The sequence below is a fragment of the Streptomyces sp. NPDC031670 genome (assembly GCF_055580545.1).
On sequence record NZ_JBVILC010000001.1, the window covers coordinates 605,491 to 626,973 of the forward strand.

At 72.8% G+C, this 21,483-nt stretch carries 20 protein-coding genes and 1 pseudogene; 11 read left to right on the forward strand and 10 right to left on the reverse strand.

The window, feature by feature from the left end:
• Window positions 1–58: 58 nt before the first annotated feature.
• Both ACZ5ID_RS02695 and ACZ5ID_RS02700 read right to left on the reverse strand, forming a co-directional pair.
• Window positions 59–1,480, reverse strand: a pseudogene (locus tag ACZ5ID_RS02695) (alpha-amylase); the annotation flags it as partial.
• A 296-nt stretch (window positions 1,481–1,776) separates the two neighbouring features.
• On the reverse strand, window positions 1,777–2,439 hold the full coding sequence (locus tag ACZ5ID_RS02700; protein WP_468892756.1) for an LUD domain-containing protein: 663 nt from the start codon (window positions 2,437–2,439) through the stop codon (window positions 1,777–1,779).
• Between the two features lie 94 nt (window positions 2,440–2,533).
• Here ACZ5ID_RS02700 and ACZ5ID_RS02705 point away from each other — a divergent pair, with 94 nt between their 5' ends.
• Window positions 2,534–3,760 carry an ROK family protein gene (locus ACZ5ID_RS02705; protein WP_468893164.1) on the forward strand — a complete coding sequence of 409 codons (1,227 nt, stop codon included), beginning with the start codon at window positions 2,534–2,536 and terminating at the stop codon, window positions 3,758–3,760.
• A gap of 49 nt (window positions 3,761–3,809) precedes the next feature.
• Here the strand turns inward: ACZ5ID_RS02705 and xylA are convergent, their stop codons facing one another.
• Window positions 3,810–4,979 (reverse strand): xylose isomerase, encoded by a 1,170-nt coding sequence (gene xylA, locus ACZ5ID_RS02710; protein WP_468892758.1) that lies wholly within the window; start codon window positions 4,977–4,979, stop codon window positions 3,810–3,812.
• 186 nt (window positions 4,980–5,165) lie between these two features.
• Here xylA and xylB point away from each other — a divergent pair, with 186 nt between their 5' ends.
• Entirely contained in the window at window positions 5,166–6,638 is a 1,473-nt protein-coding gene (xylB, locus tag ACZ5ID_RS02715; protein ID WP_468892759.1) for a xylulokinase, read from the forward strand.
• 26 nt (window positions 6,639–6,664) lie between these two features.
• On the opposite strand, the gene ACZ5ID_RS02720 is transcribed toward xylB, so the two are convergent.
• Entirely contained in the window at window positions 6,665–7,081 is a 417-nt protein-coding gene (locus ACZ5ID_RS02720) for an SsgA family sporulation/cell division regulator (RefSeq protein WP_468892761.1), read from the reverse strand.
• A 229-nt stretch (window positions 7,082–7,310) separates the two neighbouring features.
• Between ACZ5ID_RS02720 and ACZ5ID_RS02725 the strand changes: the two genes are divergently transcribed.
• Window positions 7,311–8,828, forward strand: coding sequence for a carotenoid oxygenase family protein (locus ACZ5ID_RS02725; RefSeq protein ID WP_468892763.1), 1,518 nt, complete (start codon window positions 7,311–7,313; stop codon window positions 8,826–8,828).
• Between the two features lie 19 nt (window positions 8,829–8,847).
• Here the strand turns inward: ACZ5ID_RS02725 and ACZ5ID_RS02730 are convergent, their stop codons facing one another.
• Entirely contained in the window at window positions 8,848–9,036 is a 189-nt protein-coding gene (locus ACZ5ID_RS02730; protein WP_406555849.1) for a hypothetical protein, read from the reverse strand.
• A 165-nt stretch (window positions 9,037–9,201) separates the two neighbouring features.
• The gene (locus ACZ5ID_RS02735; RefSeq protein ID WP_468892764.1) at window positions 9,202–9,915 is read right to left on the reverse strand and encodes a class I SAM-dependent methyltransferase; all 714 of its coding nucleotides are present in this window, start codon (window positions 9,913–9,915) and stop codon (window positions 9,202–9,204) included.
• A gap of 134 nt (window positions 9,916–10,049) precedes the next feature.
• Between ACZ5ID_RS02735 and ACZ5ID_RS02740 the strand changes: the two genes are divergently transcribed.
• On the forward strand, window positions 10,050–10,469 hold the full coding sequence (locus ACZ5ID_RS02740; protein ID WP_468892765.1) for a hypothetical protein: 420 nt from the start codon (window positions 10,050–10,052) through the stop codon (window positions 10,467–10,469).
• A 31-nt stretch (window positions 10,470–10,500) separates the two neighbouring features.
• On the opposite strand, the gene ACZ5ID_RS02745 is transcribed toward ACZ5ID_RS02740, so the two are convergent.
• Window positions 10,501–10,824, reverse strand: a complete 324-nt coding sequence (locus tag ACZ5ID_RS02745) for a putative quinol monooxygenase (RefSeq protein ID WP_468892767.1) — start codon at window positions 10,822–10,824, stop codon at window positions 10,501–10,503.
• Window positions 10,825–10,952: 128 nt separating this feature from the next.
• Here ACZ5ID_RS02745 and ACZ5ID_RS02750 point away from each other — a divergent pair, with 128 nt between their 5' ends.
• The gene (locus ACZ5ID_RS02750; RefSeq protein ID WP_468893166.1) at window positions 10,953–11,747 is read left to right on the forward strand and encodes a putative protein N(5)-glutamine methyltransferase; all 795 of its coding nucleotides are present in this window, start codon (window positions 10,953–10,955) and stop codon (window positions 11,745–11,747) included.
• Window positions 11,748–11,763: 16 nt separating this feature from the next.
• On the opposite strand, the gene ACZ5ID_RS02755 is transcribed toward ACZ5ID_RS02750, so the two are convergent.
• The gene (locus ACZ5ID_RS02755; RefSeq protein WP_468892768.1) at window positions 11,764–12,435 is read right to left on the reverse strand and encodes a DUF6445 family protein; all 672 of its coding nucleotides are present in this window, start codon (window positions 12,433–12,435) and stop codon (window positions 11,764–11,766) included.
• 178 nt (window positions 12,436–12,613) lie between these two features.
• Complete coding sequence (locus ACZ5ID_RS02760) at window positions 12,614–13,444, reverse strand: SAM-dependent methyltransferase (RefSeq protein ID WP_468892769.1); 831 nt, start codon at window positions 13,442–13,444, stop codon at window positions 12,614–12,616.
• 224 nt (window positions 13,445–13,668) lie between these two features.
• On the opposite strand from ACZ5ID_RS02760, the gene ACZ5ID_RS02765 reads away from it, so the two are divergent.
• The 6 genes from ACZ5ID_RS02765 (at window position 13,669) to ACZ5ID_RS02790 (ending at window position 20,255) form a co-directional block, all read left to right on the forward strand.
• On the forward strand, window positions 13,669–14,499 hold the full coding sequence (locus ACZ5ID_RS02765) for an ABC transporter substrate-binding protein (RefSeq protein WP_468892770.1): 831 nt from the start codon (window positions 13,669–13,671) through the stop codon (window positions 14,497–14,499).
• Entirely contained in the window at window positions 14,496–15,296 is an 801-nt protein-coding gene (locus ACZ5ID_RS02770; protein ID WP_468892771.1) for an amino acid ABC transporter permease, read from the forward strand. The genes ACZ5ID_RS02765 and ACZ5ID_RS02770 overlap by 4 nt, the downstream gene beginning before the upstream one ends.
• A gap of 37 nt (window positions 15,297–15,333) precedes the next feature.
• Window positions 15,334–16,125, forward strand: a complete 792-nt coding sequence (locus ACZ5ID_RS02775) for an amino acid ABC transporter ATP-binding protein (protein WP_468893168.1) — start codon at window positions 15,334–15,336, stop codon at window positions 16,123–16,125.
• A gap of 153 nt (window positions 16,126–16,278) precedes the next feature.
• Entirely contained in the window at window positions 16,279–18,630 is a 2,352-nt protein-coding gene (locus ACZ5ID_RS02780; protein ID WP_468892772.1) for an ABC transporter ATP-binding protein/permease, read from the forward strand.
• Window positions 18,631–18,639: 9 nt separating this feature from the next.
• Window positions 18,640–19,263, forward strand: a complete 624-nt coding sequence (locus ACZ5ID_RS02785; RefSeq protein ID WP_468892774.1) for an SH3 domain-containing protein — start codon at window positions 18,640–18,642, stop codon at window positions 19,261–19,263.
• Window positions 19,263–20,255, forward strand: coding sequence for a serine/threonine-protein kinase (locus tag ACZ5ID_RS02790; protein WP_468892775.1), 993 nt, complete (start codon window positions 19,263–19,265; stop codon window positions 20,253–20,255). The genes ACZ5ID_RS02785 and ACZ5ID_RS02790 overlap by 1 nt, the downstream gene beginning before the upstream one ends.
• Window positions 20,256–20,258: 3 nt before the next feature.
• Here the strand turns inward: ACZ5ID_RS02790 and ACZ5ID_RS02795 are convergent, their stop codons facing one another.
• The gene (locus ACZ5ID_RS02795) at window positions 20,259–21,482 is read right to left on the reverse strand and encodes a streptophobe family protein (protein ID WP_468893170.1); all 1,224 of its coding nucleotides are present in this window, start codon (window positions 21,480–21,482) and stop codon (window positions 20,259–20,261) included.
• Window position 21,483: the final 1 nt, after the last annotated feature.

Genomic DNA, 21,483 nt, shown 5'->3' on the forward strand with positions numbered 1-21,483 from the left:
TGGGACCCGGGGGCAGCGTCGGACCGGCGGGCCGGCCGCGCCAGGGGCGTTCAGGTCAGCCGCCGCACGTCCGGGCGCCGGTGTGCAGGGCGAGGGCGGTGTCGGGGCCCAGGGTCGCGGTGAAGCGCCCGGAGCCGTCGACGGTGACGGTCCTGCCGCTCTGCACGTCGCAGTAGCCGCCCGCCGGCAGCGACGTCTGGAAGGTACGGGTGAGCGGGGAGCCCTCGTGGTTGATGGCCACGAACGCCTTGGCGCCGCGTCCGAAGGCGATGGCGTTGCCGCCGTCGTCCCACCAGTCGGTGACCGGCGCCGTGCCCGCCGTGTTGCGGAACGCCACCATCGAGCGGATCTCCGGCCAGGCGTGCTGGCACTTCCATCCGTCGCTGTAACAGGCGTTCACCCGGCCGCTGTTGGGCGGTCCGGCGTCCTTGTCGCTGAACACATAGCCGGAGTGGACGTCCGGGGAGCCGTAGGGCCAGGCCAGCATGAAGACATGGGCCAGGGTGTACCGGGCGCCGTCGTTGTAGGTGAGTGTCTGGCCGCCGCGCTCGGTGTCGTGGTTGTCGACGAAGACCGACGCCCTGCTCCCGGGCAGATAGCCCCAGCCCTCGCCGAAGTTCTTCAGGTACGAGAGTCTCTCGTTGGTGAACACCCGCTTGAGGTCCCAGGAGTAGCGGAACTCCTGGACGTCACCGGTGTTGACGTACTCGGTGGGCTGCACGGCCTCGCCCGCGCCGTAGATCGTCTCCTGCTTCCAGTAGACGCCGGGGTTGCTCAGCCGGGACTTGATGGCGGCGAGGTCGTCCTCGGGGATGTGCTTGGCGGCGTCGATCCGGAAGCCGTCGACGCCGAGCGAGAGCAGGTCGTTGAGGTACCCGGCGACGGTGTTACGGACGTGCTCCTCGCCGGTGTCGAGGTCGGCCAGACCGACGAGCTCGCAGTGCTGGACGTTCCACCGGTCCTGGTAGTTGCCGATCTCGGCCCTGCAGTCGTCCAGGTCGGCCGCGGAGTAGGTGCCGGGGTAGTCGTACTTGCTGTAGGACGAGCCCGCCGAGCCGGTGCCGGAGCCGCTGGTCATATGGTTGACCACCGCGTCGGTGACGACCTTGACGCCCGCCGCGTGACAGGTGTCGACCATGGAGCGGAAGGCGGCGCGGTCGCCGAGCCGGCTGCCGATCCGGTAGCTGACGGGCTGGTAGGCGGTCCACCAGGCGTCGCCCTGTATACGTTCCTGGGGCGGCGAGACCTGGACGTACCCATAGCCGTCGGGCCCGAGTTCGGTGGTGCAGGCCTTGGCGACCGAGGCGAAGTTCCACTCGAACAGGACGGCGGTCACGTCCTTGGGCCCCGGGGCGGCGGCCCCGGCCGGCGGTGCGCCGAGGACGGCACTGCCCGTGGCTGCGGCGACGAGAGCGAGGGCGGCGGCCAGGGTTCTGCGTGTACGGCGGGTGCGGGTGGTGCAGGCGGTACGACCGTCCATGGGGGGACCTCCGTGGCGGGAGTGCGGGGGGGGGAACGGCCCTTCGGAGCGGCGCGGCCCGGCCGCCCCGGAAGGTCTTTGAATGTTCTTGCTGAAACAACCAGAAAGGTATTGCGGTCGAGACCGTAGGCCTCCCGGACCTGCTGGTCAACCCTTTGGACACACCCTCGCCACACCGGGGAAACCTCCGCGCTCCCTCCCGGGGTGGCGCGAACTCGCCCCCGAACGCCGGAAGCCGCCGCACCCGGTGGGTGCGACGGCTCGGAACGTGGTGCCGGGGCCCGGGAGCGGTCCGCTCAGAACCCGATCGGCTCGCGGACCAGGACGACGGTGCTGCGGTACGGCACCACCTCGCGCCCATTGATCAGGATCTTGGCGAGCACACTGCGCTGTCCCATCACCCGCTGGGCGCGGACGTCCTCCTTGGGCAGCGAGTACGTCTCGACGCGGCGCAGCGCGGTGTCGAGGTCGGCGACGACCTTCTGGGCGCCGACCACCCAGATCGCCCGGTCCGCGCCGAACGCGTACGCGGCGAGCTGGCTGCCGCTCGCGGAGGCGGTGACGAGCCGGCCGTCCTCGGTCACGGCGTGCACACTGCCGACGACGACGTCGGGCGCCGAACGCGTGGTGCGCACCTCGTCGCGACGGGCGCGCGGGTCCCAGTCGGCCTGCTCGGCGCGGATGCTCTTGTACCGGCCCGAGGCGTCGATGTCCTCCTGGATCCCGGAGAGCCGCAGGGTCTCGCTGGTCGAGGCGAAGATCGCCCTGTCGGTCGGCAACTGCTCGGCCACGAGCGCGCGGGCGTCGGCGGCGGTGTCCACTATGTGCACCGTAAATCCGTTGCCCCGCAGGGCCTCGGCGGCCCGCTCCAGGCTCTCGGCGCTCGCGGCGACGGCGAAGGACTCGTCGGCGGGCAGTACGGTGACGGCCTTCTCACTGGTGATGGTCTTCTCGCTCATGCCCGATGAACTTAGCGCCGCGCCGCGAGTCCCGTTCGAGCGCCGCTGGATCGGGCAACTGCGGCGCCCCGGCCATCGCATAGGCTCGGCCACGATGAAGAGCAACCTCGCCCCGCTGGCGCCCAAGGCCGACAAGGACACCGTGCGCCGGCACAACCTCAGCCTGGTGCTGCGGGCCGTCCACGACGAGGGCGAGACCACCCGGGCGGCCGTCGCGGCGCGCGTCGGACTGACCCGGGCGGCGGTGTCCTCGCTGGTGGAGCAGTTGCTGGAGGGCGGGTTCCTCACCGAGTCCGGCAAGACCTTCAGCGGGCAGGCGGGGCGGCCCGGCACCGTCCTCAAGCCGGCCAGGACCGGCGTCGCCGGGGTGGGCGCGGAGATCAACGTCGACTACACGTCGGTGTGTGTGGTGGATCTGGCCGGGACCGACCGGGTGCGGCTCACCGAGCATCTGGACAACCGGGTCGCGCCGCCCGCCGAGGTACTCGCCCGGGCGGCGCGGCTCACCTCACGGGCACTGGACTCCGCCGGGCAGCAGGAGCTGCGGCCCGCCGGGGTGACGCTCGCCCTGCCGGGCCTGGTCGCGGGCGGCACCGTCCGCCAGGCACCGAACCTGGGCTGGAACGGCGTACCGGCCGACGACCTGTTCGCGCGGGCGCTCGCGGAGTGCCCCGGCGCCCCCGCCCTGCCGGTGGGTTCGGAGAACGAGGCCAATCTCGCGGCGCTGGCCGAGCTGTGGTTCGGCGCCCCGGATCAGGCCCGTACGTTCCTCTACCTCTCCGGCGAGATCGGTGTGGGCGGCGCCCTCGTCCTCGACGGTGAACTCCTGCGCGGCGCGCACGGCTTCGCCGGGGAGATCGGCCATGTCCCGGTGGACCCGTCCGGCCCCGAGTGCCGCTGCGGGGCGCGGGGCTGCCTGGAGCAGTACGCGGGCCAGTCGGCGCTGCTGCGCGGCGCGGGCATCGAGGAGGGCGCCGGAGCGGCGGGCGTGGCCGAGCTGGAGCGCCGGGCGCGGGCGGGCGACGAGCGGGCGCTGACGGCGCTGGACACGGCCGGGCGGATGCTGGGCCGGGTGCTGGCGGGCGCGGTGAACCTGCTGGACCCGCAGAGCGTGGTCCTCGGCGGCGTCTACCGCACCCTGTCCCCCTGGCTCGCTCCCCCGGCCGGGGCCGAGCTCGCCGCCCGGGTGGTCTCGGGCCTGTGGCCCCGCGACAGCGGCCGGCTGCGCGCCTCGTCCCTGGCGGGGGACGCGGCCCGGGGCGCGGCGGCGCTGGTGGTGGAGGCGGTGCTGGACGATCCGGCGGGGTGGGCGACGGGCTGAGCGGGGCGCCGGGGCGCCCCGCCCCTTGGCCGGGCCGGGTGCCAACCCCTCAGCGCACCCCCATCAGATGCTCCAGCGCCAGCTGGTCCAGCTGCTCGAACGCCATCCCCCGCGCCCCCGCCGCCTCCGCGTCGAAGTCCTCGAAGGCCGCGCGGTCCCCGAGCAGTCCGGTCAGGCCGTCGTCGGCCGTCGGCCGGGCGAGGTCGTCGAGGCGGGACGCCCGCAGCGCCGCCCGCACCTCCGGGTCGGCGCGGAACGCCGCCGCACGCTCCCGCAGGATCAGATAGGTGCGCATATTGCCCGCCGCCGACGCCCACACCCCGTCGGCGTCCTCCGTGCGCGGCGGCTTGAAGTCGAAGTGGCGCGGACCCTCGTAGCCCGCCGACTCCAGGAGGTCGACCAGCCAGAACGCGTCGCGCAGGTTGCCCGCCCCGAACCGCAGGTCCTGGTCGTACTTGATGCCGGACTGCCCGTTGAGGTCGATGTGGAAGAGCTTTCCGGCCCAGAGCGCCTGCGCGATGCCGTGGGTGAAGTTGAGCCCGGCCATCTGCTCGTGCCCCGTCTCGGGGTTGACCCCGACCAGCTCCGGCCGCTCCAGCCGTTCGATGAAGGCGAGCGCGTGCCCGACCGTGGGCAGCAGGATGTCCCCGCGCGGCTCGTTCGGCTTGGGCTCGACCGCGAACCGCAGGTCGTAGCCCTGGCTCACGACGTACTCGCCGAGCAGGTCGAAGGCCTCCTTCAGCCGGTCGAGCGCGACCCGGACGTCCTTGGCGGCCCCGGACTCCGCGCCCTCGCGCCCGCCCCACGCCACGTACACCCGGGCGCCGAGTTCCACGGCGAGGTCGATGTTGCGGATCGTCTTGCGCAGCGCGTACCGCCGGATGTCCCGGTCGTTGGCGGTGAAGGCGCCGTCCTTGAAGACGGGGTGGGTGAAGAGGTTGGTGGTGGCCATGGGAACCGCGAGGCCGGTGGCGTCCAGGGCCGCGCGGAAGCGCTTGACGTGGGCGTCGCGGTCGGCGTCGGACGCGCCGAACGGGATCAGGTCGTCGTCGTGGAAGGTCACCCCGTACGCCCCGAGCTCCGCGAGCCGGTGGACGGTGGCGACCGGGTCGAGCGCGGGCCGGGTCGCGTCGCCGAACGGGTCGCGCCCCTGCCAGCCGACGGTCCACAGACCGAAGGTGAACTTGTCCTCGGGGGTGGGTGTGAAGCGTTCCGTCATCGTCGTGTCCACCTCGGTGCGGGGCGCCCGAAGGGCCCCGGATGCTATTTGTTTACTGACCTGACGAATATGACATGATCACTGCTGCTTCCGGAACCCCGGGCGGTCATCTAATTTGTTCCAGGAACGCGCAAATAGGTCCGGCGCGTCCGTACACTTCGAATTCCGCAAGGAGAGGGGTGCCGTATGCCGCAGGCCCCGGTCGCCATCGGGGTGGACAGCTCCACGCAGTCCACCAAGGCCCTGCTCGCCGACGCGGAGACCGGGCGGACGCTCGCCGTGGGCCGCGCCCCGCACCGCGTCGACGGCTCCGCAGGGGCGCGCGAGAGCGACCCCGAGCAGTGGTGGCGCGCGCTGGGCGAGGCGGTCGGGGCCGGACTGAGAGAGGCGGGGGTGCCCGCCTCCGCCGTCACCGGCATCGCGGTCGCCGGCCAGCAGCACGGCCTGGTCGTCCTGGACCGCGAGGGGCGTCCGCTGCGCCCGGCCCTGCTCTGGAACGACACCCGCTCGGCCCCGCAGGCCGCCGCCCTCACCGGGGCGCTCGGCGGCCCGGACGCGTGGACCGCGCGCACCGGCTCGGTGCCCGTCGCCGCCGTGACCGCCGCCAAGTGGCGCTGGCTGCGGGAGAACGAGCCCGCGCACGCCTCGGCCGCCGCCCGGGTCCGCCTCCCCCACGACTTCCTCACCGAGCGCCTCGCCGGAGCCGCCGCGACCGACCCCGGGGACGCCTCCGGCACCGGCTGGTACGCGACGGCCACCGGCGCCTACGACCCCGACCTGCTCGACCTGCTCGGTCTGGACGCCGGTCTGCTGCCCGAGGTAGCCCCCACCGGCGCCACCCGGGTGGGGTCCCTGACGGCGCGGGCCGCCGAGGTGCTCGGGCTGCCCGCCACCACCGCGGTCGCCGCCGGGACCGGGGACAACATGGCCGCCGCCGTGGGGCTCGGGCTCGGCGGCGCGGGCCTGCTCGACCACCCCGTCCTCAGCCTGGGCACCTCCGGTACGGTCTTCGCCGCCACCCGCACCCGTCCCGCCTCGCGCGGGCTCTCCGGGTTCGCCGCGACCGACGGCACCTTCCTGCCGCTCGCCTGCACCCTCAACTGCACGCTCGCGGTGGACCGGATCGCGGCCCTGCTCGGTCTCGGCCGCGACGAGGCCGAGCCCGGCGGCGAGGCGGTGCTCCTGCCGTACCTCGACGGCGAGCGCACCCCCGACCTGCCGACCGCCGCCGGGCTGCTCACGGGGCTGCGCCACGCCACGACCGGGCCCCAGCTCCTGGGCGCGGCCTACGAGGGCGCGGTATTCACCGCCCTGCGCGCCCTCGACGACCTGCTGCGCGCGTGCGGACTCGACCCGGCGGACCCGGGCGCCGCCGGCCGGCCGCTGCGGCTGATCGGCGGGGGCGCCCGGGGCCGTATCTGGCTGGAGACCGTGCGCAGGCTCTCGGGCCGGCCGCTCCTGGTGCCCCGAGCGACGGAGCTGGTCGCGCTGGGCGCCGCGGCCCTCGCCGCGGCGGCCGTCACCGGCGCGGACCCGGTGGCGACCGCCGCGGCCTGGGGCACCGGCGAGGGGACCGCGCTGGAGCCGGTCGCCCGTGACACGGCCGCCTGGGAGCGCATCGGCGCCGTCCTCGACCGGGCGGCGCCGGTGCTCGGCTGACCACGGCCCTCAGCGGGGCCGCGCGTTCATCGGCTCTGGCGCAGCAGCTCGGCGAGGGCGCCGTCCATGTCGAGGTCCTGGTTCTCGGCCTCGGCGGAGACCACCGCGTAGGTGAGGAGGAGGAAGCGGCGCAGCGCCGCCGTGCCGAACTCCAGGAGCGCCAGACCGTCCGGGGAGCGCAGCTCCACCACGGTCCGGGCCGGGTCGAGCGGCCGTATGCGCACATCGCCGGTACCGGCCGGGGCGCGCAGTCCCCGGTCGATGAGGTTGCGGGCGAAGACCCAGGTCACGCCGGTGTCGTCCAGGGAGACCTGGGCGGGGAACAGCATCCGGACGGCCAGCGGGTCGGCCGCGTCGTAGGTGAGGGTGACGGGGACGGGGACGCCGTGGGGTGCGTCGGTGACGAGGCGGGCCAGGACGGACTGTTCGACGGTGGTGGACATCGACTCGCTCCTTGCTGCCACTCCCGATCTGTGACCCGCATCACATCATCTCAATAGTCGCACATTCAACACCTTGCCTGGGATTTCGTGCGAAAACCCCGAAAGGGCCCGGCGGACCGGGGGCCTGGCACCACCCCCGGCCGGGGCCCAGCCCTCCTGACCGCGGCCCCGTGCCGGGCGGACGATCGTGGCCGACGGATCGCACGGACGGAAGAGCAGGGGGCTGGACATGAGCGACCACACACGGCGGAACGTACTGCGCGGCGCGGCGGGCGCGGCGGCGGGTGTGCTGGCGGCACGCAGCGGGACGGCCGCGTCCGCAACCGCGCGCAGCGCTCCGCGGACCGCGGCGTCCGCCACCGTGAAGCAGCCGTTCCTGCACGGGGCCTTCGCGCCCGTCACCGAGGAGCTCACCGCCTTCGACCTGCCCGTCACCGGCCGCATCCCCCGCTCGCTGAACGGGCGCTATCTGCGCACCGGCCCCAACGTCCTCGGCCTGGAGGACCCCCGCGCCCACCACTGGATGCTGGGGGACGGCATGGTCCACGGGGTACGGCTGCGCGACGGGCGGGCCGAGTGGTACCGCAACCGGTGGGTCCGCTCGGCCGCCGTCTGCCGCAAGCTCGGCGAGCCGCACCCCGGACCCGTCCCCGAGGACGACTTCGCCTGCAACACCCACGTCATCCCGTACAAGGGCCGCATCCTCGCCCTCCAGGAGAGCGGGCCGCTGCCGTACGAACTGGACGGGGAGCTCAACACCCTGGGCGGCTACGACTTCCGCTCCACACTGAGCGGCGCGTTCACCGCGCACACCAAGTACGACGTCCACGCGGACGAGCTGCACGCCATCGCCTACTACCCGACCTGGGACCATGTGCGTCACCTCGTCGTCGACCGGACCGGGCGGGTGGCCCGCACGACACGGATCCCCGTGACGGACAGCCCGATGATGCACGACTTCGCGCTCACCGAGCGCCATGTGGTGCTCTTCGACATCCCCGTCACCTTCGACGCGGCGGCGGCCGGGGCGGGCGCGTCCGTTCCGTACGTGTGGAACGACCGGCACCCGGCGCGGGTGGGCGTGCTGCCGAGGAGCGGAGGGAGCGTGCGCTGGTTCGAGATCGACCCGGTCTTCGTCTCGCACACGCTGAACGCCTACGACGAGGGCTCCTCGGTGGTGGTCGAACTGACCACGTTCCCGGCGCCGTTCCAGGTCGCGGGGCGCGGCAGCGACGGCCCGACCGCCCTGGGCACGGCCTCGCTGGACCGCTGGACCGTGGATCTGGCGCAGGGCCGGGTGCGCACCCGGCGGCTCGACGACCGGCCGCAGGAGTTCCCGCGCGTCAACGAGTCGCTGGTCTCCCGGCGCCACCGGTACGGGTACACGGCGGCGTGCGCCGAGATGTCCACCGCCTATCTGACCGCCGACGGCGTGCCGCCGGACCGCTCGTTCGGCAACGCGCTGATCAAGCACGACTTCCTGCGCGGCACTTCGCAGTCGCACCGGCTGCCCCGGGGCGCCGCCGTGGGCGAGGCGGTGTTCGTGCCCGCGCACGGCCCGGACCCGGACCCGCGGGCGGCCGAGGACGACGGCTGCACACTGGCGTACGTCCACGACCCGCTGCGGGGCGCCGCCGATCTGCTGATCCTGGCGGCGCAGGACTTCTCCGGGCGTCCGCTCGCCCGCATCCACCTGCCGGGGCGGATTCCGCTGGGCTTCCACGGGAGTTGGGTGGCGGACGCCTGAGCGCGGTGCGGGGGCGTGCTCAGCCGCCGAGCTGACCGAGCATGCCCATCACCGAGTTGACCGCGCTGTGCAGCGAGGGGGCCGCCGCCGTATCGGCGAAGTAGAAGCCGAAGCCGGCGCAGGTCAGCGCGTGGGACAGCTTGGTGCCGCCTTTGCGCCAGAGGAAGAACGAACCCGCGGCCAGCGCGAGCATCAGAGGAAAGTGCACGGAGGGCAAGGTGCTCACCTCGTGACCCCGAGAGAGTCGAATACCGTTCCGCCGCCCCTGGGCGGCGATGCGGTGGAAACCACCTCCGCCACGGTACGACCACCGCTCACCCGGCGCCACACGAACATTACGGGGTGTCATCCCCGCAGGTGGGGTGGCCGACGGTCACCGGGCCGTGGCGACCACCAGGCGGCAGCGGGGACTTCCGTCGGGGCGCCTGCCGAGCTCCTCCAGCGCGTGGAGGTCCACGTGGAACCCGGCTCCCGCGAGCTCCGCGCGGAGATCGGCGAGCCGGAAGTCCCGGTAGTACATGACGAAACGGGGCCGCCACAGCGCGTTGCGCACCCGCATCGCCGCGTCGAAGCCGAGCAGCGCCCAGTAGCCCGGGGAGCCGGGGCGGGCGGGGGCCGCGACCGGGAAGGCGAAACGGCCTCCGGGCGCGAGCACCGAGCGGACCTGGGCGAACAGCCCCGGCCGCTCGGCGGGCAGGAAGTGCCCGAACGCGCCGAAGCTCACCACGAGATCGAAGGCGTCCCGGAACGGCAGGGCGCGGGCGTCGGCGCGGATCCAGTCGGCGTCCCGGGCGCCTCGTGCCCGGCCCGCCGCGAGCATCCCGGCGCTGAAGTCGACCCCGGTGACCCGCTCTCGGCAGACCGCGCGCAGCACGTCCAGTCCCGCGCCGGTGCCGCAGCACAGGTCGAGGCCGCGGCCGAAGGGGCCGAGTCCGGCGAGGACGCGGGTGGTGGCGTGGAGGACCGGGTCCGGGGTGCGGTAGGGCGTGAGGTCGAACTTCGGGGCGAGCAGGTCGTATCCGCGCTCGACCGACGACAGTGCCTGGACGGCGAGTTCACGGACGGTGGGGCCCTGGGGAGCGAACATCGCCCTCAGCATAGGGGCGGATGCGCTCACCGCCGGGACGGGACGCCCGGTCGCCGTTTCCCAACATCCATGGATAACCTCGGAAAAGGTACGAACCGACCGAGTGGGGAGTAGGTCAAGACGGGAGATCCATCGTGAAATCCACTCTGAGCAACCGCTGCGCCCGGATGGCGGCGGCGGGCGCCCTGTCCTTCGCCCTGCTGGCCGGCGGGGCCACGGCCACCGCGACCGCCGCCACACCCAAGCCGACGCCGAGCGGCAGCAAGTACGCGTCCTCGGCGAAGGGGTCCCTGACCATCAAGGCGAGCGCCACCACGGCGAAGGCGGGCGACAAGGTCACCTTCACCGGCCGCTCCAAGGGGCTGCCGGTCGGCAGCAAGGTCGTGCTCCAGCACAAGAACAAGGGCAAGTGGACGACGTTGCAGGCCAGTACGACCATCAAGCAGGGCTCCAGCTACTCGCTGGACGCCAAGCTGAACACCAAGGGCAAGGAGGAGCTGCGGGTCAAGGACGGCGAGACCGTGTCGCCGACCGTGAACGTCACCGTCAAGTGACGGCCCGGCGCGAGCCGGGGCGGCCGGTCGGCTAGCCGACCTTCAGCTCGCCCATGGCGCTCCACCCCGCCGTACCCTCGATCGTCGTGCTCACGATGTCGGGGGTGCGGCGCAGGAGCGGGCGCATCGTCTCCATGGCGGCCCGGAAGTGGTCGGAGCCGACGTGCGCCTCGCCCGTGCCGTCCTGGAACGCCTCGACCAGCACATAGGTGTCCGGGTCCTCGATGCTGCGGGACCACTCGAACCAGAGGTTGCCCGGCTCGGCCCGGGTCGCGGCGGTGAAGTCCGCCACGTGCCGGGGCCACTCCTCGGCGTACTCGGACTTCACGGGGAACTTGGCGACAATAAAGATCATTGAGTCATTCTATGCACGGTATGCACGAATAAATCACTGCGGCCCGTCGACACGCCCGGGGTAGGGTGACCGCGCCCCGCAGGCTTCCGGACCCGGACGGGTTCCGGCCCAGACCCCAGGTGAGACCCATTACCGTGCTGTCCCGTTCCGCCGTGGTGACCCGGCTCCGCGCCGCCGGCTGTGTCTTCGCCGAGGAGGAGGCGGAGTTGCTGCTCTCCACCGCCCGCACCCCCGCCGAGCTCGACGCCATGGTGGCGCGGCGCGCCGAGGGCCTGCCGCTGGAACACGTGGTGGGCTGGGCCGAGTTCGCCGGTGTACGTGTCGCGGTGGACCCGGGCGTCTTCGTGCCCCGGCGCCGCACGGAGTTCCTGGTGGAGCGGGCCGCCGCCCTCGCACCGGCGGGCGCGGTCGTGGTGGATCTGTGCTGCGGCTCGGGGGCGTTGGGCGTGGCGCTCGTCGCGGGGCTCACCGGCGCCGAGCTGCACGCCGCCGACATCGACCCGGCGGCCGTGGAGTGCGCCCGGCGCAATGTCACCGCCGCCGGGGGCCGGGTCCACCGGGGTGATCTGTTCGCCGCGCTCCCGGCCGGGCTGCGCGGCCGGGTGGACGTCCTGCTCGCCAATGTGCCGTACGTACCGAGCGAGGAGATCGAGCTGCTCCCCTCCGAGGCGCGCGTCCACGAGGCCCGGGTGGCGCTCGACGGCGGCGCCGACGGTCTCGACGTGCTGCGCCGGGTGACCGCCGGGGCGGCGCTCTGGCTGAGGCCCGGCGGGCGGCTGCTCTTCGAGACCGGCGAGCGCCAGGTGCCGTCGGCCGTCGCGGCGGTCACCGGGGGCGGTCTCGTCCCGGAGGTGGCGACCTGTGAGGAGCGGTACGCCACGGTCGTCGTCGCCACCCGCCCCGGCCCGCCGGCCACGCTGTAGCGCTCGGCCGTCCGGCTCAGGCCATCCAGAAGAAGACGGCCGTCATCCGGCTGTCCTCCAGGGTGCTGCCCCAGTAGCCGGTGGCCGTGTGGATCATGTTGGCGTTGTACAGGAGCAGCCGGTTGTAGCGGTGGGCGACGCGGACGTCCTCGGTGAAGGAGTCGCCCGGTACGAAGCGGGTGCCGAGCGCCTCGACCAGGTTGGTGTGCGGGGCCGCGACCAGATTGCCGCCGAGGACTCCGCCGGGCAGGCTCTGCCGGTAGAAGCTGGTGCCGCAGTCCTTGGGGACGCCGGGGTTGAGGTAGAGCACGGCCGCATACCGGCACAGCGCGCGCGAGTCGGTGTGCGGGCGGGGCTCGCCCTCGTCCCTGCCGACGACCTGGACGCAGTTGTGGTTGAGCGTGGCGCCGCCGGGCGCCTTCTGCAACCACAGCTCCCCGGCCCCGGTCGCCTTCTTGACCAGCCGCTCCACCCGGGCGAGTTCGGCGGGCTCCAGGCCGGGCATGGTGCGCAGCCCGGGCCAGGTCTCGGGCTTGCGGGGGTATCCCTCGACCCAGTCGTCCTTCGCGAGGCAGCGCGCGCGGACCTCGTCCGCGTTGGGCAGGACGTCGTCGAGGACCCAGTAGTCGCGGCCGGGGGTGGGTTTGCGGTACGGCAGTACCGGGAGGGCGGAGGGGGTGGGGGCCATGCGGCCGAACCTACGTCCGCAACCTTCCCGATCCGTCCGCGTGTTGGTCAACCTTGCCCCAAGGTGCGGTGAAGCCGCCCGGGTGACGAAGGGCGCATTGCGGGGACATCCCGGCGGGAGGTCCCCGCAATGGCAAAGGCGGAGTCATCGTCGTCCCAGGAGACGGCTCCGGCGCAGGTCAGGCCTTGCGGCCCACCCCGCCGAACATGGCCACCTCGGCCGGCTCGCCCTCGCCCTCGGGGTTCTCGGGCCGCCAGCGCGAGCAGGAGACCACGCCGGGTTCCAGGAGCTCCAGGCCGTCGAAGAACCGGGCGGTCTGCTCCGGGGTGCGCTGGGTGAGCTTGGGGGTGCCGTGCTCGTTCCAGAACGCCACCGCCTGGTCGACGTCCGGCATCCCGGGGTGGGTCACCGTGTGCGACAGGACGAGGAAGCTGCCGGGGGCCAACCGCTCCATGAGGTCGCGCACCAGGCCGTACGCCTGGTCGTCGTCCTCGATGAAGATGACCACGCCCAGCAGCATCAGCGCGACCGGCCGGCTCAAGTCCAGCGTCTTCGAGGCGTGTTCCAGGATGCTGTCCACATCGCGCAGATCCGCGTCGAGGTAGTCGGTCCGGCCCTCGGGGGTGCTGGTCAGCAGCGCGCGGGCGTGGGCGAGCACCAGCGGGTCGTTGTCGACGTAGACGATCCGCGACTCGGGCGCGATGCTCTGCGCCACCTCGTGGGTGTTGTCGGCGGTGGGCAGACCGGTGCCGATGTCGAGGAACTGCCGGATGCCCCGGTCGGCCACCAGATGGCGCACGGCGCGGCCGAGGAAGAGCCGGTCCGCGCGGGCGTAGTCGCCGATGCCGGGGTGGAGCTCGCGGATCTGGTCGCCGACCGCGCGGTCGACCTCGTAGTTGTCCTTGCCGCCGAGCCAGTAGTTCCAGATCCGGGCCGTGTGCGGCTGGGAGGTGTTGATTCTGCTCCGAACGTGCTCGGGAGCGTCGAGGTGGGCCGGGTTCTCGGTCACGGGCGTTGTCTCCTGGGGCCTGGTGGAACGGTCAATGATCAGCCTAGATGGCCAAGTTGACCCGCGTCCCGGAACCCCGTCGGCCGGTGCCCCGGCAGGCGGGTGTCCCGGACGACGTCATCGGCGCGCCTGCCGCGTTCGGGGGCGGAGTCACCCCCAGTCTCATACGATCATGGCTGAACGGTTCCGCTCCTCAGCCACCCCCGTACCGATGGAGGTCAACCGTGACCAGGACGGCTCACCGTATCCGCAATCTGACCACCGCCGCAGCCACCGCGGCAGGACTGCTGCTCGTCGCCACCGGCTGCTCCTCGGGCGGGGAGGGCGCCGGGGAGGCCGCCGGCGGGGTGCCGGTGGTCAAGAAGGGCAAGCTGACCACCTGCACCCATCTGCCGTATCCGCCGTTCCAGTCGGAGCGGAACGGCAAGGTCGTGGGCTTCGACGTGTCCCTGATCGACCTCGTCGCCAAGAACCTCAAGGTCGAACAGAAGATCCTCGACACTCCGTTCGAGAACTTCAAGACCGGCGCCTTCCTCAACTCCGGCGAGTGCGACCTCGCCGCCGCCGGTATGACCATCACCGACGAGCGCAAGAAGAACGTGGACTTCTCCGTCCCGTACTTCGACGCCACCCAGGCGCTCCTCGTCACCAAGAAGAGCGGCATCACCTCGCTCGCCGACGTCAAGGCCAAGGGCCGCAAGCTCGGCGCGCAGGCCGAGACCACCGGCGAGAGCTACGCCACGGGCAAGGGCTTCAACCCGGTCGCCTTCGAGAGCTCCGACGCGGTGCTCAACGGGCTGCGGACCGGGCAGGTCGACGCCGTGGTGATCGACTACCCGGTGGTCCAGGGCTGGCTCAAGGACAAGGCCAACGCCGACCGGTTCGCCCTGGTGGAGAACATCGCGACCGGCGAGCGGTACGGCTTCTCGGTCAAGAAGGGCAACAGCAAGCTGCTCGCCGCCATCGACAAGGCGATCACCGACGCCAAGGCGGACGGCACGTACAAGAAGATCTACGAGGAGTGGATCGGTCCGCTGCCCAAGGTCCAGCCGTGACTTCCCGCCTGACGAGGCGTCAACGAAGGCGCGTCTCGCAGGGCATCCAGTACGCGGTCTTCGTGGCGGTGCTGGTCACCATCGGGCTGCTGGCCGACTGGGACCGCTTGCAGAACCAGTTCGCGCAGAAGGACCTCGTCGCGAAGCTCTTCCCGGAGATCATCACCATCGCGCTGCGCAACACCGTGGTGTACACGCTCTCCGGCTTCGTCTTCGGCCTGGTGCTCGGTCTCATCGTCGCGCTGATGCGGCTCTCGTCGGTGGCGCCCTACCGCTGGGTGGCGGGCATCTACATCGAACTGTTCCGCGGGCTGCCCGCCCTGCTGATCTTCATCTTCGTGGGGGTGGCGGTCCCGCTGGCCTTCCCGGGCACGGAGATCCCCGGCGGTACGTACGGCAAGGTCGCCCTCGGGCTCGGTCTGGTCGCCGCGGCCTATATGGCCGAGACGATCAGGGCGGGCATCCAGGCGGTGCCCAAGGGCCAGATGGAGGCGGCCCGCTCGCTGGGGTTCTCGCACGCCCGGGCCATGGTGTCGGTGATCATTCCGCAGGCGTTCCGGATCGTCATCCCGCCCCTGACCAACGAACTGGTGCTGCTCTTCAAGGACTCCTCACTCGTGCTCTTCCTCGGGGTCACCCTGGAGGAGCGGGAGCTGACCAAGTACGGCAGGGACCTGGCCAGCCAGAGCGCCAACTCCACCCCGATCCTGGTCGCCGGGCTCTGCTACCTGATGGTGACCGTGCCGCTGAGCTTCGTGGTGCGCCGTCTCGAAGCCCGTGCCGACCGGGCGAGGTGAGGAAGCGATGCCGCAGAACGAGATGTCACGGAACGAGATGTCACGGAACGAGATCGAGATCCGCGGGCTGCGCAAGTCGTTCGGGGACAACGAGGTGCTGCGCGGGATCGACCTGGAGGTCGCCCGTGGCGAGGTGGTGTGCGTCATCGGCCCCTCGGGGTCGGGCAAGTCGACGCTGCTGCGCTGTGTGAACCTGCTGGAGGAGCCGAGCGCGGGACAGGTGTTCGTCGGCGGCACCGAGGTCACCGACCTGGACGTCGACATCGACGCGGTGCGCCGCCGTATCGGCATGGTTTTCCAGCAGTTCAACCTCTTCCCGCACATCACGGTGACCGAGAACCTGGTCCTGCCGCAGCGCCGGGTGCTGCGCCGGGACAGGGCGAAGGCCGCCGCCGTGGCCCGCGAGAACCTGGAGCGGGTGGGGCTCGCCGAGAAGGCCGGCGCGTATCCGGCGCAGCTCTCCGGCGGCCAGCAGCAGCGCGTCGCCATCGCCCGGGCGCTCGCCATGGGCCCCGAGGTGATGCTCTTCGACGAGCCGACCTCGGCGCTCGACCCCGAGCTGGTCGGGGACGTCCTGGCGGTGATGCGGATGCTCGCCGGCGAGGGCATGACGATGATGGTGGTCACCCATGAGATGAGCTTCGCCCGGGAGGTCGCGGACCGGGTGGTGTTCATGGACGCCGGTGTCGTCGTCGAACAGGGCCCGGCCGCCCAGGTCGTGGGCGCCCCGCGGGAGGAGCGGACCCGGAACTTCCTCAACCGCATCCTCGACCCGGCGGCCGAGGCCCCCCCGACCTCGCACCTGCCGCCCGGGGACGGGCCCGGCTGAGGACGCGGTGCCCGCCCCCGGGACGCGCCGGGGGCGGGCAGGTCCGGACAGCCGGCGGGCCGCCGGGCGCGAGGGGAGCCGTCCGGTGCGTGGACGCCCCGGTCGGGGCTCATCACCAGGCACACCAACGGACCAATAGGTAGAATTCCACCCATGGGAGAGCGGTCTGCCGCGCCGACAGCGCCCGAACTCGTCCTGGAGACCGACACCGGCTCCACGGTGATGAGTCCGAGCCGGGACTACCACGTCGGGCGCGACCCCCTCAGCGAGATCGTCATCGACGACGCCCGCGTCTCGTGGCACCACGCGGTGCTGCGCGCCGCGGGCGACCACTGGACGGTCGAGGACGAGGGCAGCACCAACGGAACGTACGCCGACGGGCGCCGCGTCCACGAATGGGGTGTGGGCCCCGGCAGCGTCATCCGCTTCGGCAGCCCGGCCGACGGCCCCCGCGCCGTACTGGTGGGGCGAGCCCCACCGCGGGTCCGGCCGCCCGAGCGGCTTTCGGCCGTGTCCATGCCCTCCGCGACCGGCGCCTTCCGCCGGCCCACCTCGGTACGGCCCCTGCCCGCCAGGACGGTACGGATCGGCCGCGCCCCCGAGAACGACCTCGTCGTCGACGACCTGATCGTCTCGCGCCGGCACGCCGAACTGCGCGCCCGCCCCGACGGCGGCTACGAGATCGTCGACCTCGGCAGCCACAACGGCACCTTCCTCAACGGCCAGCCCGTCGACCGCGCGGCGGTCTCCCCCGGTGACATCGTCGGCGTCGGCCACTCGGCGTTCTGCCTGGTCGGGGACGAGCTCCAGGAGTACGTGGACACCGGCGAGGTCTCGCTCGACGTCCAGGACCTCACGGTCGCCGTCGACCGGGGCCGCAAGACCCTCCTCGACCAGGTCTCCTTCCCGGTGGGTGAGAAGTGTCTGCTCGCCGTGGTCGGCCCGAGCGGCGCCGGGAAGTCCACCCTGCTCAACGCCCTGACCGGGCTGCGCCCCGCCGACCGGGGCACGGTCCTCTACGACGGCCGCGACCTCTACCGCGACTACGCCGAGCTGCGCCAGCGCATCGGGCTCGTCCCCCAGGACGACATCCTGCACGCCCAGCTCACCGTGCGCCGGGCCCTGGGCTACGCCGCCGAGCTGCGCTTCCCGCAGGACACCGCCAAGGCGGAGCGCCGCGCCCGGGTCGACGAGGTGATCGGCGAGCTCGGCCTCGAACAGCGCGCGAACCAGTCCATCCACAGCCTTTCCGGCGGCCAGCGCAAGCGTGTGAGCGTCGCCCTGGAGCTGCTGACCAAGCCGTCGCTGCTCTTCCTCGACGAGCCCACCTCCGGCCTCGACCCGGGCATGGACCGCTCGGTGATGCACATGCTGCGCGGCCTCGCGGACGACGGCCGCACCGTCATCGTGGTCACCCACAGCGTCCTCAGCCTCGACGTCTGCGACCGCATCCTCGTCCTCGCCCCCGGCGGCCACATCGCGTACTACGGGCCGCCCCGCGACACCCTGGACTTCTTCGGCTTCGCCGAGTGGCCGGAGGCGTTCGAGGCCTTCGAGCGGGACCGCGACCGGGACTGGGCGGGCGACTACGCCCGCTCGCGCTTCCACCAGCGGTACGTGGTCGCCTCCAGCACCCAGCCGCGCCTGGGCCCGGGCGCCGCCGCCCGGGTCGTCGGCCGGCCGCCCAAGGCACAGAGCCGGGGCGCCCAGCTGAACACCCTGGTGCGCCGGTACGCGGCGGCGCTCGGCGCCGACCGCACCTTCCTCGCCATCATGATCGCGCTGCCCTTCGTCATGGGCGCCATGGCCCGGGCCCTCGCGGGCGGCAGACTGACCCAGGAGACGGCGATGAACGCGCTGCTCATCCTGTGTGTCGGCGGTGTGCTCACGGGTGCGGCCAACGCCGTACGGGAGCTGGTCAAGGAACGCGTGATCTACCAGCGCGAACGGGCCGTGGGGCTGTCCAGATCGGCGTACCTGCTCTCCAAGGTGGTGGTCCTGGGGACGATCACGGTCCTCCAGGCGGTGGTCCTCACCCTGGTGGCCCTCTTCGGCGTCAAACTGAACGCGCCGGGCGGCAAGGGCGTGATCATGCCGCCGCTGGTGGAGATCACGGTGGCGGTGGCCCTGCTCTCCTTCACCGCCATGATGCTCGGCCTGCTCGTCTCGGCGCTGGTGCGCAAGGAGGAGGTGACGATGCCGCTGCTGGTGCTGCTCGCCATCGTCCAAGTGGTCTTCTGCGGCGCCCTGTTGAAGCTGCACGGCGTCCCGGGCATCGAGCAGCTGGCCTGGCTGGTGCCCTCCCGGTGGGCGCTCGGCGGGATGGCGGGCACGATCGGGCTGTCCAGGATCGTGCCGGGGGAACTGACCGGCGATCCGCTCTTCAGGCACGACACGGCCGTGTGGCTGCTCGACATGGGCATGCTGGTGGCCCTGTCGGTGCTGTTCGGCTTCGCGGTCGCCCGGCTGCTGCGGCGGCACGAGCCCGCCGTGATGCGGAAGTAGGCGGCCCCGATGAGCACTCCCCTGGACTTCCGTCCCACCCATGTCGTCCCTCCCGGCGGACTCGCCGCCTGGGAGAGCCCGGACACCGGGCGCCCCACGGTGCCGCTGGACGCGCTGCTTCCGGTGCAGCTCATCGACCGGCGGGGCGACTGGGCCCGCATCGTGTGCGCCAACTCCTGGTCGGCCTGGGTCGACGGCCGCCTCCTGGTGACCGTCCCGCAGGGGCCGCCGGTCGCGGGCGCTCCCCTGGCCCGTACGGCCGACCCGCGCCCGCTCCTCGCCCGCGTCCAGGACATGCTCAACCGCTACCGGGGCGCGGCGGAGGACCTGGCCGCCGGGCGCCTGGACGGAGAGACGTTCCGGCGGCGCACCCACGGGCTGCGGGCGGGCATCGTCGTCGACGGCGAGGCGGTGTGGCTGTACGACGCGGAGCACGAGCGGTGGGTGTACTGCGACGGGACGCGGCTGAGCACCTTCGCGGCGTCCGCGCCGCCGTCCGCGGCGCGCGTGAGCGCCGAATCCCCGGCCGGCGGCCCGGGACCGGCCGACGCGACGCGGGTGGTCGGCCCGGACGGCGGCGGGCCGTACCCCGACGCCATGGACGGCACCCGCGCCTGGTCCGGTGACACCTGATGGCACCCGAGAGCGACCTGTACGCCGGACGCCCCGCCGACCTCGTCGGACGGCGGATCGCCGGGTACCGCATCGAGGGGGAGGTCGGGCGCGGCGGGATGGCGGTGGTCTACCGGGCCCGCGATCTGCGCCTGGAGCGGACGGTCGCGCTGAAGCTGCTCGCCCCCGAACTGGCCCGCAACGACACCTTCCGCAGGCGCTTCACGCATGAGTCGCGGGTGGCCGCCGCGATCGACCACCCGCACATCGTGCCGGTCTTCGAGGCCGGGGAGACCGACGGTGTCCTGTACATCGCCATGCGGTACGTCGCCGGGCGCGATCTGCGGGCCCTGCTCGACCAGGAGGGCCCGCTGCCGGTCGCGACGGCGGCCCGGATCGCCGCCCAGGTGGCGTCCGCGCTGGACGCCGCCCATGAGCACGACCTCGTCCACCGCGATGTGAAGCCGGGCAACATCCTGGTGGCGCCCGGCACCGACAGCGACCACCCCGAGCACGTCTACCTCACCGACTTCGGCCTGACGAAGAAGTCCCTGTCGCTGACCGGGTTCACCTCGGTCGGCCAGTTCGTGGGCACCCTCGACTACGTGGCGCCCGAGCAGATCTCGGGTCGCCCGGTGGACGGCCGCTGCGATGTCTACAGCCTCGCGTGCGTGGTCTACGAGACGATGGCGGGCACCCCGCCGTTCCAGCGCGACGACGACATGGCGCTGCTGTGGGCGCACCAGTACGACCAGCCGCCCGCGCTGACCGAGCGGCGCCCCGACATCGCCGCCGGGGTCGACGGGGTGATGGCGAAGGCGCTGGCGAAGATCCCGGACGACCGGTACGACTCGTGCCTGGCGTTCGTGGCCGCGCTGCGCGCGGCGGCGAAGGGCGTGGGGCCGGGAGGGCACCCGCCGACGCGGGTGGATCTGCGGGTGGTGGCCGGTGCGCCGGGGCCGCCGCCCGAACCGCCCGAGTGGGCCCGCCCGGTGTTCCCGGGCACGGGGTGAGCGTCAGCCGGAGGGCTCCCGGGGAGGACCGGCCGAGGGGGGCGGCCCCGTCGGCGCCACCTCCCCGCGCCGCCGTACGCGCCGGGTGAGCAGACTGCCGAGGAAGCCCGCCACCAGCCCCCACAGCACCGCGAAGCCCAGCCCCGTCCACAGCCGCGGCGTCAGCGACACCCGGCCCGACAGACCGCCGCCGAGGTCTCCGATGCCGAGCAGCGAGAGCCCGTAGTGCGCGGAGATCCGGGAGAGCAGACAGACGGCGAGCACGGTGAGGGCGAGCGCCAGGGCCATGTGCAGCGCGTGCCGCCACGCCGGGATCCGGGCGGGCGAGCGGACCGCCATCAGGAACCCGGCGGCCAGGACCAGTACGGCGGCGGCGACGAGCAGCCACCACACCCGTCCGTCGTAGTCCGCGAGGGTGCGCAGATTCAGGGTGGAGATGTCGGGCGTACGCAGCACCTGGTCCAGTACGTGCGGCATGGGCAGCCCGAACGGCCCGTCCACCCGGCCCTCCCACGAGGTGCCGAGCCCGAGGGTGAAGGCGAGCCAGACGAGGTTCGGCAGGCCCAGCAGTATCACCGCGAAGGTCTCGGCCGTATGCCCGCGCACCACCGCCACCACCAGCCCCACCACGATGCCCAGCGCCACATACGCCAGCAGCAGCACGAGCATCGCGAACGCGGCCGGGCGCACCGACTCCTGGAAGCGCAGCAGACGGGCGGGGAGCGGGGCCCGGCGGGAGATCACCAGGGCGAGGAAGAGCAGTCCCGCCAGCCAGAGCAGCCCGAAGAGCAGGGTGAGCGGCACATCGGTCTCGAAGCCGACCCTGGGGGTGGCACCCAGCAGATCCCCGATGTCGCCGATGGCGCCGTTCCCGAGCCCGATGGTGAACCGTTTGCGCGCGAGGAAGGACAGGCCGAGGAGCGCCAGGAGCCACAGCACGGCCACCCGGGCGGCCCACAGGGCCAGTTCGCGGGTGCTCGCCACGGCCCGGTGCCGCAGCGGCCTCAGGAACCCGGCGGCGATGAGCAGCGCGCCGACCAGCGTGACGGAGAGCGGGAGCACGGTCAGCCCCGCGTCGGTGTCGCCGATCACCCCGGCGTCGCCCTTGAGCTCGACGGAGCCGCCGACCGCCATGACGACCACGGCGGCGACGACCTGCGGCAAGGCGTTGTCGGGCAGGTCGGAGGCCCCGGCGGCGAGCAGCCCGAGGGCGGCGACGACGGCCATG